Below are 18,771 nucleotides of genomic sequence, written 5' to 3'. Positions count from 1 at the left end.
CTTATATTTGTCTATACTCAAGGAGCACTAAGCACACAACTTAGGAAACAGGTATGAAACTCAAACTATCGTTAATTGCAGTGGCGTTGTCGTTCAGCTCGCAAAGTTTTGCGGATGTCAACGTATCGGGCTTTGTCAGCATAAATGCTGGTAAAGTGCTCAGTGGTGATGGTGTTCCACAATATGGTGTAGAGCCGACTTTTTTAGCCGACTACCCCATTGTTAGTGCTTACACCGATGAAATATCTTTCGAACCCGAGTCGCTATTCGGCCTTCAAGTGAGCGCCGACTTGATGGATGGTCTTAGCGCAACAGGGCAAATAGTGGCTCGCGGTGCTAATGATTTTGACGCTGAGTTCGAGTGGGCCTACTTGTCTTATGAGCTCAATGAGAATTGGACTTTGCAAGGGGGTAAGAAGCGCCTACCGCTATTCTACTACTCGGATTTCTATGATGTTGGCTATGCCTATGTTTGGATGCGCCCCCCCGCCGACAATTACACCTGGCAAATATTCAATTACAACGGCCTTAACTTGCTATACAACGGCTATGTTGGTGATTGGTCCATCAGCGGTAATATTTATGGCGGCCGTGAAGACGATGAGAGCAACAAGCTGCTCAGCGAATTTTTCTTCCAAGAGCCAACCAGAGAAATATGGAAAGATATCATTGGCGGCGTAATTCAAGCGAGTAACGACTGGTTTGAAATACGGGCTACCCACATGCGCTATACCAATGAGCGTTATCGCAGTGGCAATATCGTAGTATGGGAAGATGGCGATACCGAACGCGACGGTAAGTTTTATGGTCTCGCCTTGAACCTCGACTTTGGCGATGCCTTTGTATTAACAGAGCTTAACCGCCTCGACCTCGATGGCAACCTCGATACCTACATGGTCAGCGCGGGCTACCGCTTTGATGGCATCACACCCTATGTGAGTTACTCTGAATTTGATCAAGAAGGCGATGGCGATACCGAGCAGCATAACACCACATCGGTGGGTGTAAGGTGGGACTTCCACCCGTCCGCTGCATTTAAAGTGCAATTCGATAAAGTTGAAGATGATTCTTTTGAATTAGCGGTTGCGGGTGACAGTGAGTCGATCACCATCGGTGTTGACGCGGTATTCTAAATGAGGAGCACAATTATGTATAAGATCGCATTTTTGTTCACGCTATTGAGCTCATCAGTCGCTCTGGCTGATGTGGCCGTTATCGTTCACCCCAGTAATGGCAGTGATATCAATAAAGACACGGTGGAGCGCATCTTTATTGGCAAAGAGAAATCGTTCTCCAATGGCAATAAAGCAATTCCCATTAGCCAAACCAGCGGAGCCACCGCCGATGAATTTAACCAAAAAGCACTGAATAAATCCTCGGGACAACTTAAGGCTTATTGGTCAAAGCTCGTGTTTACAGGAAAAGGCACACCGCCTAAAGAGGTGGATAACGATGCTGAAGTGATTCAGTTAGTTAGCTCAAACCCCGATACTATCGGCTTTGTTGATGCTGGCAGCGTCACAGATGCCGTTAAAGTAGTCACCACTTTCTAACGGATACTTAAGCGGTAGATATAACAACGGGGCGTTTTTCGCCCCGTTTTCATTGCTCATATTGCTACTTAGTCGTCTTCTATTTTATCCAACCCTTTGGTATCTTCTCGCGCTTTTAAATCGTGGTGAATGGCCGATTTGATAAGCATATAACCTGTGATGGGGGCGGTGATCAGCAAGAATATAGAAATCAGAATCTCTTTGATGTTCACTTCACCATTAGTAACACTAAAGTAAACATTGGCGGCAATAAGTAGCGATGCCATCCCTAAGGTGGTCGCCTTCGTTGGGCCATGTAAACGCATAAAGAAATCCGGCATTTTTACCAGACCAATAGAACCAATTAAAATAAACGCGCCGCCTGCAAGTAAGAACGCGGCAATTATCCACTCAAACATACCCTCTCCTACTCAATGATATCGCCACGTAGTAAATATTTACATACTGCGACAGTGCTGACAAAACCAAGCATGGCAATAAGCAGCGCAGCTTCAAAATAAATTTGTGTTTGCATACCGATACCATACAAAATAATCAACGCGATGGTATTAATGTACATGGTATCGAGTGCCAAGATACGATCAGGGATAGAAGGGCCGACAATTAAGCGCCACAAATTGAGCACCAGTGACACGCCAATCATCGCAAACACGATAAGTAAAACATGTTCTAACATTGAAAAATCTCCTTCAACGGCGCTTCGTAACGGCTTTTAATGGAGTTAATCAGCTCCTGTTCGTCTCCCATATCAAGCACATGGATCAACAAGAAGCGTTGTTCTGGCTCTTGTCCTTGTGGCAGAGACTCTGGAATCGGATACACCTCAGCACTGACCGTGCCGGGAGTTAACGACACAGTGCTCGCAAGCATGGTGATAGGTAAATCATGTTTCAAATCTAACGGCACTTTAATAAACCCAGGACGCAAACGTTTGCTTGGCCCCAGTATTTTTATCGCTACTTCAACATTCGCAGTGATAATGTCCCACAGCACGATAAGCAGCTGTTTAAATGCCAAGCCGGGGCGCAATATTAACGGCTGAGGCTTGCGAAATGGCGCTATAGACAGCGGAATAACAATAGCCAGTACCGCCCCTAAAATTAAATGGCCCGGCGATACGCTGTTGTTAAGCAACAGCCAAACCGCAAACAATAGTATGGTGCGAAACGGGGTGGGTAACCACTTATATTTTGCTTGTAAACGCATTTATTGCCCCTTAGCCAACGCAAAAACAGTATCAACCGCGACTTGAGTATTATGCAGTGTCGCTGCTGCATGCTGGCTCACTTCGGTCAGTGGTGCAGCGAATACTGTCATTAATACTGGCACTGCAAGCATCAATAGCACCGCGAAGCTTCGGCGTTTGCCAGCGTATACGGCATCTTCAAATTGTTCATCTTGCTGTGGGTTGTCATGCCAAAATAGGCTCGTTCCAGCTCGCGACAAAGCCACAAGGGTTGCCAAACTGACAATCAGGTATATGGGCCAGAACACCCAGGCAACTTTGCTTTCCCAAGCCGCATCCAGTAACCATAATTTAGCGATAAAGCCAGAAAGTGGTGGCAAACCGGCCAAGGCAATGGCGCACAGCACAAAGCAGATACCGAGAAGCTTAGGCTCGGCAACACTGCGGCTATTCACCAGCCTATCTTGCACTTTACCGCGCTGTAAGCCAATCAAGTCCGCGACTAAGAACATTGCCGCACAGCCCACTGTTGAGTGCAGTAAATAATAGATTGCCACAGCCGTGGCCTGCTCATTATTCAGAGCCACCATGGCCACTAAGGTGCCCACCGAAACAATGACTAAATTTGCCGTTAGCCGACGTAAATCTTCCGAAGCTAACACGCCAACAGCACCAACCACTAAGGTGACCAGCGCTAGAGGCCATAACCAAGTGGTGGCCATACCGCTGAGCTCGCCAGCATTATCACCGAAGATCATGGTGAACACGCGCATCATGGCGTAAATACCGACCTTGGTCATAACCGCAAATTGCGCTGCTACCGCAGGCATTGCACGGCTATAAGTTGCCGCTAACCACAAATGTAATGGCAATAAGGCTGCCTTCAGGGCAAAGACAATAAGCAGCAACAAACCACCTATTTTAGCCAAGTAAATATCATCGCCCTGTAGCTGAGCTACTTTAGTGGCTAAGTCCGCCATATTCAGCGTACCGAGTACTCCATAAAGAATCCCCAAGGCAATGAGGAAGATACTCGAGCCCACTAAGTTAAGCACCACATAGTGAAGCGCGGCTTTGGTGGTCTGTTTATCCGTTTTATGCATTAGCAATGCATAGGAAGCAATCAGTAGCACTTCAAAAAAGACGAACAGGTTAAATAAATCCCCGGTTAAGAAGGCACCATTCACACCCATAAGCAAGAAGTGCGTAAGGGGATGATAGAAGCTGCCTTTTTTGTCATCACCGCGACTGGCGTAAATGGTGGTAACCAAGGTTAGGAAACTTGTTAGGATAGTCAGTAGCACCGCCAACGGATCGGCGTATAAAACGATACCAAAGGGTGGCTGCCAAGTACCAATCGCATACACAATCGGTCCGCCTTGCAGCAGTTGCTGCAATAATACCGTGCTCGCTATTAACGTAAGCAATGCCATAAACATCGCTGTCCAGCGGCGAATAATGAGGTTTTTACCACAAGGCGGGAGCAGTAAAATGATCCCCGCAAGTAAAGGCAGTAGGATAGGTAAAGTGATCAAATGCTGCATCAACTATGACCCCTTTTTCGAGCGCGGTTGACCATCCACGTGGTCATTACCTAAATCCGCGCGACCACGAATAGCCAAGATCACCACAAACGCGGTCATCGCAAAACCAATCACGATGGCGGTCAATACTAACGCCTGAGGTAGCGGATCGGCATACCCTGCAGACTGACCCAACACCGGCGCCTTATTGATTTGTAAACGCCCTGAGGAGAACAAAAATAGGTTCACCGCGTAAGAGAGCATGGTAAGCCCGAGCACCACTGGGAAGGTGCGCGCTCGTAAAATAAGATACACTCCGCAGGCCACTAATAGACCTACACAGCTTGCATATAAGAGTTCCATTAGAGGTTGACCTTTTCTTTCGGTGTTTCTGCTGTCAATTTACCTAGGCTTGCCAAAATCATCAAAGTGGCACCTACCACAGTGAGATAGACCCCTAGGTCGAAAATCATTGCGCTGGCAAGCTCTGTTTTGCCCACCAACGGAATATCAAAATAATCAAACCAGCTGGTTAAGAAGTTACGCCCAAACAGCCAGCTTCCCATGCCTGTCAGTGTGGCAATGGCTAACCCTGAGGCTATCACCTTGCGGTAATTGATATCCATGCGCGCACGTATCCAGTTCGAACCATTGGCCATGTACTGCAAGATAAAGGCGATAGAAGTGACCAAGCCAGCGATGAAGCCACCACCCGGTAAGTTGTGACCACGCAAGAAAATATACACGGACACCATAATGGCCAGCGGCAGCAAACTTTGCGAGATACTCGCCAGCAATAGCGGGTGACGTTCGCGAGCCCAAGGGCGCCCTTCACTGTCTGATGCTGGCATAAACAGTGGCAGATTAAGTAATAACTTGTAGATACCCAGCGCTGCGATACCCAGTACAGTAATTTCACCAAGAGTATCAAAGCCACGGAAGTCTACGAGAATAACGTTTACAACGTTGGTACCGCCGCCACCAGTTTTGGCATTGGCAACAAAGAATTGCGAGATGCTCTCGTGGGGGCGTGTGAGCACCGCATAACAAATACTGCCGACAACGATACCAATGGCACTACTGATCCCTAAATCTCGCAGAATTCGAATTGAGCTTGATTCCTTTGGCGTACGTTGCGGTAAGAAAAACAGCGCTAACATCAATAGCATCACCGTGACTACTTCCACAGTAAGCTGAGTGAGCGCCAAGTCAGGCGCAGAAAAACGACTGAAGGCCACTGAGGTCATCAACCCCACCACCGAAATCATGATGAGGGCCACCATACGCGAGCGGTGCCATACCAAGGTGGCAAGCGCGCCAATCATGAGTAAGGCTGCGCCAATGGCATTATGAGCATCGATATCGCTCAGGCCTTTAGACCCAGCCAGCGTATGCATTTCAAATAATGGCAGACCGGCAAGAACCAGTGCTGAGAGCAATAAAATAAAGACATAGCGCTGCAAAGAGCCGTTCTCTATACGCAGAACTTGCTCACGTGACCAAGTCATCACCTGTTGGATACCGGCGTCGAATGCCCTTTTTGCATTAACACTGGGTAGCGAGGCTTGGAACTGGAATAAATATTTGCGTTGAGAATAGATAAATAAACCACCGGCCACTGCCACCGCACTCATAAATAGCGGTAGGTTAAAACCGTGCCAAATAGCCAGTTTGTAATCCGGTGCATCACCGGCTAAAACTGCATTGGAAGCGACCGATAAAATAGGGTCAACCACAAAGGCTGGGAACAAACCGACGAGCACACACATCGCAACCAACACTTCAATGGGCACGCGCATATAACGCGGCGCTTCATGGGGATCCTTAGGCAGGTCTTTGGGCTCACCATTGAAAAATACATCGTGAATAAAACGCGCCGAATAAGCCACTGACAACGCCCCGGCTACCGTCGCCAACACTGGAATTAACCATGACATAGACCCCAGCATTTGCTGGTGTAAGGTCTCAGCAAAGAACATCTCTTTTGATAAGAAGCCGTTCAGAAGCGGCACACCGGCCATGGACGCCGCCGCCACCATCGCTAAGGTCGCGGTATAGGGCATATAGCGCCACATACCGTTTAGTTTACGCATATCTCGGGTGCCGGTTTCATGATCGATAATCCCGGTGGCCATAAACAGTGACGCTTTAAAAATAGCGTGATTAATAATGTGGAAAATCGCCGCAACTGTCGCCAGCTGCGTATCTAGGCCCAGGAGCAAGGTAATAAGACCCAGATGACTGATGGTCGAGTATGCCAACAAGCCCTTTAAGTCGTGCTTGAATAAAGCAATGTAAGCACCGACTAACAAGGTTGTCAGGCCGGTTACGCCAACAATAATGAACCATAGCTCGGTGCCTGCCAGTGCGGGATAAAAGCGGGCTAACAGGAAAATTCCGGCTTTAACCATCGTTGCCGAATGTAAGTAAGCGCTGACTGGCGTAGGTGCCGCCATCGCGTGCGGCAACCAAAAGTGAAAGGGAAACTGCGCAGATTTGGTAAACGCCCCAAGCAACACCAACACCAAAATAACCGGATACCAAGACGATGACTTGATCACCTCGGCACTTTGTAGAATAACGTCAAGCTCGTAGCTGCCCACTAACTGGCCAATGAGCACTAAGCCCGCCAACAGGGCCAGACCGCCAGCGCCGGTAATAGCCAATGCCATACGTGCGCCTTTACGTGCTTCAGGTTTATGGGACCAGTAGCTGATCAATAAAAATGAGCTAATACTGGTGAGCTCCCAGAAGAACCACATTTGAATAATATTATTCGCCGTGACGATACCTAGCATGGCTGTCATAAACAGCATTAAGTAGGCATAAAGCTTAGGCATGGAGTCATTCTCACTAAGGTAGTAGCGAGCATAAAGAATAACCAGCAAACCGATACATAGGATCAGCAAGCAAAATAGCAGGGCTAACCCGTCCAGACGGAAAGACAAGTTCACGCCTAATTCAGGTATCCAGGGTAGGCTGGAATAGAGGGTCTCACCCGCCAACACATCGGGGGCTAAACTCAGTACTAGGGCTAAGCCTAAAATGGGCATTATTGCGGTGATAATCGCACTTTGATTGCGCGATAATTTACCAGTAAAACTCGCAAGTAAACTGCCTATAAGGGATAACAGGGGTATCCACAGCAAAGTCATAGTTTGTGAACCTTTATTATGGTTGCTGAACCTTCAAACAACCTTCTTATAATCAACTCCAGCATCGGGTTTGCTTCCGTGTGCTAAGTTCCTCAACTAGGGTTAGTATAGCGCCAATTAAACATTAATAATTAGTCAGTTATACTGTTGTGCTCACTCTTTGTCTAGCCTAGATGCGGCTATTCGCCTAAAACTTGGGCTGAGATTAACACCTCACTAACCTTGCTTACAAATCTAGTTGTTAGCTTGGTTAATAGTTGTACGGCCTTCACCTGCTCCATGTGTGGCAAGTGGGTGGCGTTGTAGCCAGATTGGTAGCGCACTTAGGCGATGAAAGTAATCTTGATAGCGCAGTAATTCATCGCTGTGTTGGCGCAATTGTTTCACCCAAAGGCGACGATACAAAGGCGATAAGCCAACCTCTGAGTGTTGCATAATGCTGATTTGCTTAGTGGGTTTATAGCCACGTCCATTGTTGCAAAAATCGCTTTTATACCAACCAGAAGGCCTTGTATCATCGACATAAAGGTTAGCATAGATTTGCCCTTTGTCTGTGCATGCGTGTTGTTGTGCTTTAGGCCCCGGATATTCGTCCGTGAACCCGGCAAAGTGCATGAGTTCGTGTAAAAACACATGATAAGGTGCCTCTGTGCTTAATTGCATGACTCCTGCTTGGACATTGGCGCGCCCCTGCTTGGTCATCATAACAATGAAATCAAACCCCGGGGGCAGTCGTGATGGCTGCTCTGCCAAAGGCTGCCAATTGCAGCGCGCATAGCCCACCCTACTCGACGTGCAAGCAAGCTGACTACCCATATAAACAGGCTTAGATAAACACATCAGTCCCGGTTGTGGCTCTGCTTTTACAAGGTATCGTTCACGCAATTGTTTTAACCTCTCGATGCCTTGCGCGTGATCTGCCAATAATAAAATATTGTAATCACATTGGCGTGCCTCAATTGATCCTAAGCGCACTTCAAAATCATGATGCTGCGCATAGTCAGTGGTAATTCGACTTGGCGGCACACCTTGGTGCATCAGTAGAGGCTGAGCAACCTCATCACTGAGCGCACGATGTTGTGAGATGGTCGTGAGCGAGTGCCATTGCTCATTAAGAAGTAGCTGCTTGGTAAGTTGCTGCCACTGCACAGCTTGGGTGTCGTTTTGACGTGATAACGCCGCCTGCCAATACGGCGTGGCATCCTCTATACGGTGGTCATTGAGTAGCTTGACGGCTAGGGCCAGTTGCGCTGGCGCCACACTCTGCCCTGCCAACACTCGCAGCTGTGCCTGATTAAGTGATTGATAGTCGATACTATGTGACTGATAGCGATGCCAATAACCAAGGTAACTGGCAGAGTTTGCCGCTAGATGGGAAGCTAAATGAGGGGAGAAACTGCTGCTGGCACAAAGTAGTAGTGCCAGCAGTATAATTACACTAGTGCGCACCCTCGCCTGCCATTAAGCTCAGCTCCAAACGGGCGTACTTATATTCAACAAACTCGTAAACATTAGTCGATAACGCCAATTTAAAGTAGTCACTGGCCAAGGCTGTATTGCCTTCAGCTTGGTGACGCTTGGCGATATAGAAATACGCCTCACACAATCGCTCAGCATACTCCTGGTGCGATTCAACGCCCTCGCTCAAGGTGTTTAACAGAGCCTTTTCATCAATATCGCCATTGTAATAGGCGACCAACTGATAGGCCCAATTCTGTGGGTCTAACGCTTGCGCCATCTTAGCTAAATTGGCTTTTGCTTGTTGAGCGTCGTTCGCACTTTGCGCTAAATAAAGCCACAGCACACGGTAGGGATCGTCTGGTGCAAAATCTAAAAAGGCTTGTAAGTCGTCACTGGCCAGTTTAGGGCGCTCTCCATAATAGAGAGCGATGCCTCGGTTTAAGTATGCATATTCATGCTCAGCGTTAAGCTCCAACACCGAGTCGAACATTTCGTAAGCTTTGCCGTATTGCTGCATTAGGGTGTGATGAATGCCTAAAAAGTTATAGACCTCGGCTAAATCAGGCTTAAGTTTTACCGCGCGGTTAAAGTCAATGCGCGCCAAGGTACTAAGCCCTAAGCTATCAAACAGTACGCCTCGGTCATAATAAAGCTGCGCTTGTTGCTCATTAGGAAGTTCAGCTTGCTCAATGAGCTCGGTATAACGAGCAATGGCAATTTCGCTGCGAAAATCACTGGGCAGAGGCGCTGTAAATGGCACTGCAACTAAATACTGAGGCTCTTGGGAAGTGGATTGGCAACCAGCCAACACAGCGGCTAGTGCGCCTGCAATAATGAGCGAAATGGGTTTTCTCAACGTCCTGCACCTATATTCAACGGCTATAGATTTTCATTAAACCACAAAAAAGGGGGCTAAACAGCCCCCTTTTACATCAGATTAATGCTTATTCAGCGCTTTTTGACTCTTCTGCGTTTGCAGCTGGTTTTTCTTGCGCTTCTTTGATACTCAAGCGAACGCGGCCTTGGCGGTCTACTTCTAGTACCTTAACTTTAACTTCTTGACCAACGCTAAGGTGATCAGTCACGTTATTCACACGCTCTTCGCTGATTTGTGAAATGTGTACCAAACCATCTTTGCCTGGCAATACATTAACAAACGCACCGAAGTCTACGATACGAACTACTTTGCCTTCGTAGATAGTGCCTACTTCAAGCTCTGCAGTTAACTGCTCTACGCGAGCGATTGCAGCGCGTGCGCTTTCACCATCGGTGGCTGCGATCTTAACCGTACCGTCATCATCGATTTCGATAGTAGTGCCAGTTTCTTCAGTTAACGCACGGATTGTTGCACCGCCTTTACCAATTACGTCAGCAATTTTCTTCGGTGGAATGTTCACCGTGTAAATGCGTGGTGCGTAATCTGAAAGCTCAGCCGCTGGTGAAGAAATGGCTTCATCCATCACTCCAAGAATATGCAAACGGGCAGCTTGTGCTTGGTTAAGCGCAATTTGCATGATTTCTTTAGTGATACCTTCAATCTTGATATCCATTTGCAATGCAGTGATACCTTCAGAAGTACCGGCTACTTTAAAGTCCATGTCGCCTAGGTGGTCTTCGTCACCTAAGATGTCAGAAAGAACAACAAAGTTGTCGCCTTCTTTAACAAGACCCATAGCAATACCCGCTACAGACGCCTTAGTTGGTACACCGGCATTCATTAGCGCCAGCGAAGTACCACATACCGAGGCCATTGAAGATGAACCGTTCGATTCAGTGATCTCTGATACCACACGGATTGAGTAAGGGAATTCTTCAAGCGTAGGAAGAACAGCCGCAATACCACGCTTCGCAAGGTTACCATGACCAATTTCACGACGCTTAGGTGAGCCTACAAAGCCTGTTTCGCCAACACAGAATGGAGGGAAGTTGTAGTGCAACATGAAGCGGTTAGTTGAGGTACCCGTAATGGCATCAATCATCTGTGCGTCACGTTCTGTACCCAGAGTTGCAGTAACAAGTGCCTGAGTTTCACCACGGGTGAAAATAGCGCTGCCGTGCGTACGTGCAAGCACACCGGTTTTAACATCTAGGGCACGGATCATCTCAGGAGTACGGCCATCAATACGTTTTTCACCGGCAATGATGCGCCCACGTACGATTTTCTTCTCAAGTGAACCGAATACACCCGATACTTCTTGCTCATCTAAGCTTTCGTCTTCACCCAGCTCAGCGCTAAGCTTCTCGATTACTTCCGCTTTCGCTGCGCTTAGCGCATCTTTACGCGCTACTTTGTCAGTGATGTGATACGCTTCACCGATTTTCGCCTCCGCGATGGCAGCCACTTTTTCCGCTAGCGACTCGTCTTTCGCTGGTGCAGTCCAATCCCATACAGGCTTGCCCGCTTCGCTAGCAAATTCGTTAATTGCAGTAATAATGGCTTGTGACTGCTCATGACCGTAAACCACGGCGCCTAACATCACGTCTTCTGGCAATGTTTCAGCTTCCGACTCAACCATCAGTACCGCGTTGTCAGTACCAGCAACAACAAGGTCTAGCTTACTTTCGTTTAGCTCAGTAAGTGTTGGGTTAAGGACATATTGACCGTCGATAAAGCCTACACGAGACGCACCGATTGGACCATTGAATGGAATACCCGAAAGCGCAAGCGCCGCTGAAGTACCAATCAGCGCTACGATATCTGGTTGAATTTCAGGGTCTACTGAAACAACGGTTGCGATAACTTGCACTTCGTTCACAAAGCCATCAGGGAACAGTGGGCGGATTGGACGGTCAATCAAGCGCGCGATCAGTGTCTCGCCGTCTGATGGACGACCTTCACGCTTCAAGAAACCACCAGGGATACGACCCGCTGCGTACATTTTTTCAATGTAGTTAACAGTCAGAGGAAAGAAGTCTTGACCTGGGTTTGCTTCACGCTTACCAACCACAGTCACAAGTACCGAGGTATCGCCAATGCTAGCAAGTACGGCACCGTCTGCTTGACGTGCAATCGCACCCGTTTCTAGCGTTACAGTGTGTTCACCGTATTGAAATTCTTTAATAATTGGTTGCACTTAATTATTTCCTTTAAGTTGCATTTAGCCCTACTTAATCGTACTAAGCAGACTAAAGTTTGGTTTTCTCAAGCACCTTACCAATTACAGTAAATAACCACACTCACGCTGGAATGCCTTTATTTACTACAATTGGCAATATGGTGCCATCTTAGCCGACGGCCATACATTGCCCTACCGACTTAGACAGGGCCTAGTATACTCGCCAAAAGCACACAAAAAAAGGGGCTAGATAGCCCCTTTTTGTAAACTGATTTCAAAGAATTAGCGACGTAGGCCAAGTTCTTGAATTAGTGCAGTGTAACGCTCGATGCTTTTACCTTTTAGGTAGTTAAGCAAGTTACGGCGTTGGCTTACTTTGCGAAGCAGACCACGACGTGAGTGGTTGTCTTGCTTGTGGTTAGCAAAGTGGCCTTGAAGCTTGTTGATATCGTGAGTTAGCAAAGCTACTTGTACTTCAGGTGAACCTGTGTCGCCTTCAGCGCGTGCGAATTTTGCGATGATATCTGCTTTTTCTTGGTTGCTTAGTGACATAAATTACTCCAAAAAATGAGTGTTTTAATACGGTAAGAGCCGATCACTAATCCAGCCCCACCAAATGAGCGCGCTATTTTAACAATTTACGCGAGAACTACAAGCGCTTTATAGGGTGCGCCGCTTCCCTAGCTGGTAATTGCCACAGCACGTTTGGCCTTTAAGTGGCCGTGTTGGTTACGCTCACCAACGCCTAGAAAGCGTGTTTTACAGCGCACCGCACATACCGGCGCAACCTGCTCGCCGACAACCACAGTTTGCCCGTGGGCAAAAGCAGTGGCTTGTTGTTCGTCAAGCTCGATGCTTGGTAAATCTTGCACCACAGTATCCATGGGCAACAGCAAGGGGTCGAGTACCTCTGCTGGGGCGATGTCTTTGGCTTTGGCCTCGTCGAGTAGCTGCTGCAACGTCTCTAACGTCACCATTTTTTCTGCCGGATAATGACCTACCTTAGAGCGGTGAAGCATAATCACATGGGCACCACATCCCAGTAGCTCACCTAAGTCATCAACAATCGTACGTATATAGGTGCCTTTGGATACGTGCGCGGTCATTTGTATCTCGTTGCGCTCACTATCGAACTCATCTAAAGTCAAACTGTAGACATGAATACGGCGGCATTTACGCGGTACTTCAATGCCTTCACGGGCATATTTATACAGTGGTTGGCCTTGGTATTTCAGTGCCGAGTACATCGACGGATACTGATCCGACTCCCCAATAAAGCTGGCAACCTGTTCTCGTAAATCCGCTTCACAGACATCCACTTCTCGGGTTTGCACAATTTCACCATCGGCGTCGGAGGTGGTCGTGCGCTCGCCTAGTTTAGCCCGAACCACATAGGTTTTGTCGGTGTCGAGTAAAAACTGTGAAAACTTGGTCGCTTCACCGAAGCACACCGGTAACATCCCCGTAGCAAGAGGGTCTAACGCGCCGGTGTGGCCTGCTTTTTGCGCAAAGAAAATACCTTTTGCTTGTTGTAACGCACGGTTACTGGAGATCCCTTGCGGCTTATTAACCAATAGTACGCCATCGACCGGGCGGCCTTTTGTCCGTCTGGCCATAGCGCTTACTCTTCTTCGTCGCTGTTGTTGCGCTTATCCTGATCTTCACGCATTACGGTGTCGACCAAGTTAGAAATACGCATCCCCTCGAGCAGCGAATTATCAATCACGAAACGCAATTCAGGGATAATGCGGGCACGAATACGCTTGCCTAACAAAGAACGAATGTAGCCGCTGGCATCGTTCAAAATACGCATGCTTTGTTTCGCTTTAGTGTCGTCATCTTGGTTAAAGACGGTGACAAAAATTTTGGCGTAGGACAAATCACGGGATACTTCCACCGCAGACACGGTCACCATACCTAAACGCGGGTCTTTCACTTCGCGCTGGATGATCACCGCGATTTCTTTTTGGATTTGCTGCGCTACACGCTCTGTGCGAGAAAATTCTCTCATTTCCACCACTTCTATTGATTACACAATGCACAAATGGGGGCACAAGGCCCCCATACTTTTTATGACTAACTGTGAGGTTTACAGCGAGCGTTGTACTTCAACGACTTCGAATACCTCAATTTGGTCACCGACCTTAACGTCATTATAGTTCTTAACGCCGATACCACATTCCATACCGTTACGGACTTCTTGAACGTCATCTCTGAATCGACGTAGCGACTCAAGCTCACCTTCATAGATAACGACGTTATCACGAAGAACGCGAATTGGGTTAGAACGTTTAACCACACCTTCGGTTACCATACACCCAGCGACAGAGCCAATCTTCGGTGCCTTAAATACATCACGTACTTCGGCAAGACCAATGATTTCCTGCTTGAATTCAGGCTGTAGCATACCGGTCATGGCTTGCTTCACTTCTTCAATCAGGTCATAGATAACGCTGTAGTAACGCAGGTCAATGCTTTCGCTTTCAATCACTTTACGTGCAGAAGCGTCAGCACGAACGTTAAAGCCAACGACAATCGCATTTGATGCGGCGGCAAGTGATGCATCAGTCTCGGTGATACCACCAACACCGCTACCCACGATTTTCACTTTAACTTCTTCAGTAGAAAGCTTAGTCAGTGAATCGGCAATAGCTTCGATAGAACCTTGAACGTCGGCCTTAAGGACAATATTCACTTCGCTCACGTCACCTTCAGACATATTGCTAAACATGTTTTCCAGTTTCGCTTTTTGCTGACGAGCAAGCTTCACTTCGCGGAATTTGCCTTGACGATAAAGCGCTACTTCACGCGCTTTACGCTCATCGCGTACCACAGTGGCTTCGTCACCGGCTGCAGGCACACCAGAGAGACCTAAAATCTCGACTGGAATTGACGGGCCCGCTTCTTTGATTTCTTTACCATTCTCATCGCGCATTGCACGAACACGGCCATATTCAAGACCACAAAGAACGATATCGCCTTGCTTAAGCATACCTTCTTGAACAAGAACGGTTGCCACTGGACCACGACCTTTATCTAGACGTGATTCAATCACCACACCCGAGGCCATACCTTCAGGAATAGCGGTCAGCTCAAGGATTTCTGACTGCATCAAGACAGCTTCAAGAAGCTCATCAACACCTTCACCCGTTTTCGCTGAGATATGAACGAACTGCGTTTCGCCGCCCCACTCTTCTGGGATAACATCTAACGCGGCAAGCTCATTCTTAACGCGATCTGGGTCCGCGCCTTCTTTATCGATTTTGTTCACCGCAACAATCAACGGTACTTCTGCTGCTTTAGCGTGCTGTACTGCTTCTTTGGTTTGCGGCATTACACCATCGTCGGCAGCAACAACAAGGATAACGATATCCGTTGCTTTTGCACCCCGTGCACGCATTGAAGTAAAGGCCGCGTGCCCTGGTGTATCTAAGAAGGTGATCATGCCGTTGTCGGTGTCAACGTGGTAAGCACCAATGTGCTGGGTAATACCGCCAGCCTCACCCGATGCCACTTTGGCTTTACGGATGTAGTCAAGCGTCGAGGTTTTACCATGGTCAACGTGACCCATTACTGTTACAACCGGTGCACGCGATTCAGCCTGACCGCCTTCAGAGCGATCGCTCAATACGCGCTCTTCAAGCTCGTTCTCTTTGGTGATCACTACTTTGTGACCCATTTCTTCTGCCACCAGTTGAGCTGTTTCCTGATCGATAACTTGGTTAATGGTTACCATGTCACCCATCTTCATCATGGTTTTCACCACTTCAGCGCCTTTCACCGCCATACGTGATGCTAACTCAGCAACGGTGATGGTTTCACCAATGCGTACTTCCGCTTTTTTATCCGCTACCGGCTTTTTAAAGCCATGCTGTAAAGACGTGGGCGCTTTCAGCTTACCTTTCTTGCCTTTAAGCTTAGCTGGAGCCTCGGTTTTACCCTTTGGCTTTTTCTTTTTACGACGTGCACTTTTCTCTTCGCGCGCGTCTGATTCGTCCTCTGCTTCACGGGCATAGGTCGAGGTTGTGAGGTGATGGTCCGCAGTTTCCTCGCGGCGCTTACGTTCCTCTTCTTCTTTCTTCCAACGCGCTTCGTTTTCTTCCGCTAGACGGCGGGCTTCTTCGGCTTGACGTTTCGCTTCTTCTTCGGCTTTCTTCAATGCTGCCTCTTCTGCTTCTTTCTGTAAGCGCTCAGCTTCTTCACGTTCTTTCTGAGTTTGCTCCTCGTCCTTTGCAGAATCATGACTGTCTTTGCGCTGTGCTTCAGCTTTACGCTTCGCTTCTTCTTTAGCCTTACGCTCAGCTTCTTGTTTCGCTTTGCGTTCAGCCTCTTCTTTTGCTTTGCGTTCGGCTTCTTCTTTGGCCTTACGCTCTGCTTCTTCTTTGGCCTTTGCCTCGGCCTCTTTACGCGCTTGCTCCTCTGCTTCTAAACGAGCTTGCTCCTGCTGCTCCTCTAGCGCGCTCTTTTTCACGTAGGTGCGCTTTTTGCGCACTTCTACTTGTACGGCTTTCGCCTTACCCGTTGAACCTGTCACGCTGAGCGTACTTTTCTTCTTACGCTGCAGGGTCATGCGCTCGGGGCCAGTTGAACCCGCACCGCCATGTTGCTTCGACAAGTGATCGAGTAGTTGTGCTTTTTCTGACTCAGAGACATGGTCGTCAGCGCCTTTTTTAATACCGGCACTGTCTAATTGCTGGAGCAATTTATCAACAGTTGTACCAATGTCCTCGGCCAGTTTTGCTACACTTACTTCTGCCATATTCTTTGTTACCTCCGTTAATAAATTACTCGTCACCGAACCAGCAAACGTTACGCGCGGCCATAATCAGGTCGCCCGCTTCCTGCTCGGAAAGCTCGGTAATTTCAACTAGTTCATCAATGCCTTGCTCAGCTAGATCTTCTAAAGTAATCACCCCTTTACTTGCCATGACAAAGGCAAGGTGGCGATCAAGTCCTTCAAGATTCAATAAGTCTTCCGCTGGCTCAGCACCTTCTAGCGATTCTTCGTCTTTCAACGCTTTCGTTGTTAATGCATCTTTAGCGCGGTTACGTAGCTCTTCAACAGTCTCTTCATCAAGACCATCAATTTCTAGGAACTCGCTAGTAGGTACATAGGCCACTTCTTCAAGCGTTGAAAAGCCCTCGCCGATTAATAATTCAGCGAAGTCATCATCAATATCCAACCCTTCAGTGAATAGGTTGATAAGTTTGTCTGATTCTTCACGGTTTTTAGATTCCATATCTTCAACCGTCATCACGTTCAGTTCCCAACCAGTAAGTTGGCTCGCTAAACGTACGTTTTGTCCGTTACGACCAATGGCCTGTGCGAGATTATCGGCCTCAACAGCAATATCCATTGAGCGCGAATCTTCGTCCATAACAATGGATGCGACCTCAGCAGGTGCCATCGCATTAATAACGAATTGTGCGGGGTTATCATCGTATAACACGATGTCCACGCGCTCGCCGCCAAGCTCTGTAGAGACAGCTTGCACACGCGCACCTCGCATACCGACACATGCACCCACAGGGTCAATGCGCTTATCATTCGATTTTACTGCAATTTTGGCACGTGAACCTGGGTCACGCGCTGCTGAGCGTAGCTCAATCATTTCTTCGCCAATCTCTGGCACCTCAATGCGGAATAGTTCCATCAGCATCTCAGGTTTAGAGCGAGTGACGAACAATTGCGCGCCGCGCGCTTCGGGGCGCACTGCATAGAGTAAACCACGAACACGGTCACCCGGGCGGAAGTTTTCGCGCGGTAACATATCTTCACGATAAATAACGGCTTCGGCATTGTTGCCTAAATCAAGCACGATGGCGTCGCGGCTGGCTTTTTTCACCACGCCAGTGACTAACTCACCTTCTTGATCTTTATACGCTTCAACCACTAAGGCGCGTTCTGCTTCACGCACTTTTTGGACGATAACTTGCTTCGCCATTTGCGTGGTAATACGGTCAAACTTAATAGATTCAATCTGTTCTTCAACAAAATCACCAAGCTGGATTTCAGGCTCTTCTACCTGCGCCGCTTCTAGGGTAATCTCGCGGTATGGGTGTTCTAGGCTGCCATCTTCTAGCGCCTCAGCCACCTGCCAACGACGGAACGTATCGTATTCACCGGTTTTGCGGTCGATAGATACACGCACATCGATATCACCGTCATGTTTTTTCTTTGTTGCGGTCGCTAGTGCGAACTCTAATGCTTCAAAAATTTTCTCTTTGGGGACCGCTTTTTCATTGGAAACGGCTTCCGCCACCAATAGGATTTCTTTTGCCATAGGTATTGCCTCGCTTGCCCTATTCCTTTCGCACTGAAATTAAAATTTGGCGATGATATTGGCACGCTCAACGTTGCTGATCATCAACATAAACTCTTGATTATCAACGTTGATAGTGACCATATCACCATTAACTGCTACTAAGTCGCCCTTAAAATTACGGCGACCATCTTGTGGAAGCTTGGTACGCAAGCGTACTTCTTCACCCACTGCTTGTTGGTAATGTTCTGGTTTGAACAGTGGACGATCAACGCCTGGCGATGACACTTCCAAGTCGTATTCGTTGGTAATGGGGTCTTCTACATCGAGAATCGCGCTCACCTGTCGACTTACATCTGCACAATTATCCACAGTAATGCCATCTGGATGGTCGATATACACACGTAATGTGGAATGGCGACCCGCTTGAATAAATTCAAGCCCCAGTAGCTCGAAGTCTAAGGCTTCAACTGCCGGTGTTAACATGTCAGTTAATGTTTGCTCGAGCTTTGTCACGAAACTCCTCCATAGAAACAAAAAAAGGGCTTAAGCCCCATTTTTCAAGTACAGATAC

At 47.9% G+C, this 18,771-nt stretch carries 17 protein-coding genes; 2 read left to right on the top strand and 15 right to left on the bottom strand.

The features are described 5' to 3' along the window. The first annotated feature begins 53 nt into the window (after window positions 1-53). Together MHM93_RS02540 and MHM93_RS02535 are read left to right on the top strand one after the other, a co-directional pair. The gene (locus MHM93_RS02540; protein WP_239447875.1) at window positions 54-1,133 is read left to right on the top strand and encodes a porin; all 1,080 of its coding nucleotides are present in this window, start codon (window positions 54-56) and stop codon (window positions 1,131-1,133) included. A 15-nt stretch (window positions 1,134-1,148) separates the two neighbouring features. Then, complete coding sequence (locus tag MHM93_RS02535; protein ID WP_239447873.1) at window positions 1,149-1,553, top strand: phosphate ABC transporter substrate-binding protein; 405 nt, start codon at window positions 1,149-1,151, stop codon at window positions 1,551-1,553. A gap of 68 nt (window positions 1,554-1,621) precedes the next feature. On the opposite strand, the gene MHM93_RS02530 is transcribed toward MHM93_RS02535, so the two are convergent. The 15 genes from MHM93_RS02530 to rimP form a co-directional block, all read right to left on the bottom strand. Next, window positions 1,622-1,951, bottom strand: a complete 330-nt coding sequence (locus tag MHM93_RS02530; RefSeq protein ID WP_022945686.1) for a Na+/H+ antiporter subunit G — start codon at window positions 1,949-1,951, stop codon at window positions 1,622-1,624. An 8-nt stretch (window positions 1,952-1,959) separates the two neighbouring features. Next, window positions 1,960-2,229 carry a K+/H+ antiporter subunit F gene (locus MHM93_RS02525; RefSeq protein WP_022945687.1) on the bottom strand — a complete coding sequence of 90 codons (270 nt, stop codon included), beginning with the start codon at window positions 2,227-2,229 and terminating at the stop codon, window positions 1,960-1,962. Further along, entirely contained in the window at window positions 2,223-2,759 is a 537-nt protein-coding gene (locus tag MHM93_RS02520) for a Na+/H+ antiporter subunit E (protein ID WP_022945688.1), read from the bottom strand. The genes MHM93_RS02525 and MHM93_RS02520 overlap by 7 nt, the downstream gene beginning before the upstream one ends. Then, on the bottom strand, window positions 2,760-4,286 hold the full coding sequence (locus MHM93_RS02515) for a monovalent cation/H+ antiporter subunit D (RefSeq protein ID WP_022945689.1): 1,527 nt from the start codon (window positions 4,284-4,286) through the stop codon (window positions 2,760-2,762). Beyond that, window positions 4,287-4,625 carry a Na+/H+ antiporter subunit C gene (locus MHM93_RS02510; protein ID WP_022945690.1) on the bottom strand — a complete coding sequence of 113 codons (339 nt, stop codon included), beginning with the start codon at window positions 4,623-4,625 and terminating at the stop codon, window positions 4,287-4,289. After that, complete coding sequence (locus MHM93_RS02505) at window positions 4,625-7,417, bottom strand: monovalent cation/H+ antiporter subunit A (protein WP_239447871.1); 2,793 nt, start codon at window positions 7,415-7,417, stop codon at window positions 4,625-4,627. Before MHM93_RS02505 ends, MHM93_RS02510 begins: the two co-directional genes overlap by 1 nt. 234 nt (window positions 7,418-7,651) lie before the next feature. Next, on the bottom strand, window positions 7,652-8,866 hold the full coding sequence (locus MHM93_RS02500) for a hypothetical protein (RefSeq protein WP_239447869.1): 1,215 nt from the start codon (window positions 8,864-8,866) through the stop codon (window positions 7,652-7,654). Further along, on the bottom strand, window positions 8,856-9,734 hold the full coding sequence (gene nlpI, locus MHM93_RS02495) for a lipoprotein NlpI (RefSeq protein ID WP_022945693.1): 879 nt from the start codon (window positions 9,732-9,734) through the stop codon (window positions 8,856-8,858). The genes MHM93_RS02500 and nlpI overlap by 11 nt, the downstream gene beginning before the upstream one ends. An 88-nt stretch (window positions 9,735-9,822) precedes the next feature. Beyond that, window positions 9,823-11,952, bottom strand: a complete 2,130-nt coding sequence (gene pnp, locus MHM93_RS02490) for a polyribonucleotide nucleotidyltransferase (RefSeq protein ID WP_053910340.1) — start codon at window positions 11,950-11,952, stop codon at window positions 9,823-9,825. Between the two features lie 264 nt (window positions 11,953-12,216). Continuing rightward, window positions 12,217-12,486 carry a 30S ribosomal protein S15 gene (rpsO, locus tag MHM93_RS02485; RefSeq protein ID WP_026111212.1) on the bottom strand — a complete coding sequence of 90 codons (270 nt, stop codon included), beginning with the start codon at window positions 12,484-12,486 and terminating at the stop codon, window positions 12,217-12,219. Between the two features lie 128 nt (window positions 12,487-12,614). Continuing rightward, window positions 12,615-13,550 carry a tRNA pseudouridine(55) synthase TruB gene (gene truB / locus MHM93_RS02480; RefSeq protein ID WP_239447868.1) on the bottom strand — a complete coding sequence of 312 codons (936 nt, stop codon included), beginning with the start codon at window positions 13,548-13,550 and terminating at the stop codon, window positions 12,615-12,617. A gap of 5 nt (window positions 13,551-13,555) precedes the next feature. Beyond that, window positions 13,556-13,945 carry a 30S ribosome-binding factor RbfA gene (gene rbfA, locus MHM93_RS02475; protein ID WP_022945696.1) on the bottom strand — a complete coding sequence of 130 codons (390 nt, stop codon included), beginning with the start codon at window positions 13,943-13,945 and terminating at the stop codon, window positions 13,556-13,558. Between the two features lie 78 nt (window positions 13,946-14,023). Next, a complete protein-coding gene (infB, locus tag MHM93_RS02470) occupies window positions 14,024-16,693 on the bottom strand; it encodes a translation initiation factor IF-2 (RefSeq protein ID WP_239447866.1) in 2,670 nt (889 codons plus the stop codon). 25 nt (window positions 16,694-16,718) lie between these two features. Beyond that, entirely contained in the window at window positions 16,719-18,218 is a 1,500-nt protein-coding gene (gene nusA / locus MHM93_RS02465; RefSeq protein ID WP_022945698.1) for a transcription termination factor NusA, read from the bottom strand. Window positions 18,219-18,257: 39 nt separating this feature from the next. After that, on the bottom strand, window positions 18,258-18,713 hold the full coding sequence (rimP, locus tag MHM93_RS02460; RefSeq protein WP_022945699.1) for a ribosome maturation factor RimP: 456 nt from the start codon (window positions 18,711-18,713) through the stop codon (window positions 18,258-18,260). Window positions 18,714-18,771: the final 58 nt, after the last annotated feature.

Source organism: Pseudoalteromonas sp. MM17-2 (assembly GCF_022347945.1).
GTDB classification, from domain to species: domain Bacteria; phylum Pseudomonadota; class Gammaproteobacteria; order Enterobacterales; family Alteromonadaceae; genus Pseudoalteromonas; species Pseudoalteromonas ruthenica.
This window is presented reverse-complemented; position numbering and strand designations above follow the sequence as displayed.

Coding starts and splice junctions, on each gene's coding strand:
- MHM93_RS02540 (WP_239447875.1), top strand. CDS start 54: ATGAAACTCAAACTATCGTTAATTGCAGTGGCGTTGTCGTTCAGCTCG.
- MHM93_RS02535 (WP_239447873.1), top strand. CDS start 1,149: ATGTATAAGATCGCATTTTTGTTCACGCTATTGAGCTCATCAGTCGCT.
- MHM93_RS02530 (WP_022945686.1), bottom strand. CDS start 1,951: ATGTTTGAGTGGATAATTGCCGCGTTCTTACTTGCAGGCGGCGCGTTT.
- MHM93_RS02525 (WP_022945687.1), bottom strand. CDS start 2,229: ATGTTAGAACATGTTTTACTTATCGTGTTTGCGATGATTGGCGTGTCA.
- MHM93_RS02520 (WP_022945688.1), bottom strand. CDS start 2,759: ATGCGTTTACAAGCAAAATATAAGTGGTTACCCACCCCGTTTCGCACC.
- MHM93_RS02510 (WP_022945690.1), bottom strand. CDS start 4,625: ATGGAACTCTTATATGCAAGCTGTGTAGGTCTATTAGTGGCCTGCGGA.
- MHM93_RS02505 (WP_239447871.1), bottom strand. CDS start 7,417: ATGACTTTGCTGTGGATACCCCTGTTATCCCTTATAGGCAGTTTACTT.
- rpsO (WP_026111212.1), bottom strand. CDS start 12,486: ATGTCACTAAGCAACCAAGAAAAAGCAGATATCATCGCAAAATTCGCA.
- truB (WP_239447868.1), bottom strand. CDS start 13,550: ATGGCCAGACGGACAAAAGGCCGCCCGGTCGATGGCGTACTATTGGTT.
- rbfA (WP_022945696.1), bottom strand. CDS start 13,945: ATGAGAGAATTTTCTCGCACAGAGCGTGTAGCGCAGCAAATCCAAAAA.
- infB (WP_239447866.1), bottom strand. CDS start 16,693: ATGGCAGAAGTAAGTGTAGCAAAACTGGCCGAGGACATTGGTACAACT.
- nusA (WP_022945698.1), bottom strand. CDS start 18,218: ATGGCAAAAGAAATCCTATTGGTGGCGGAAGCCGTTTCCAATGAAAAA.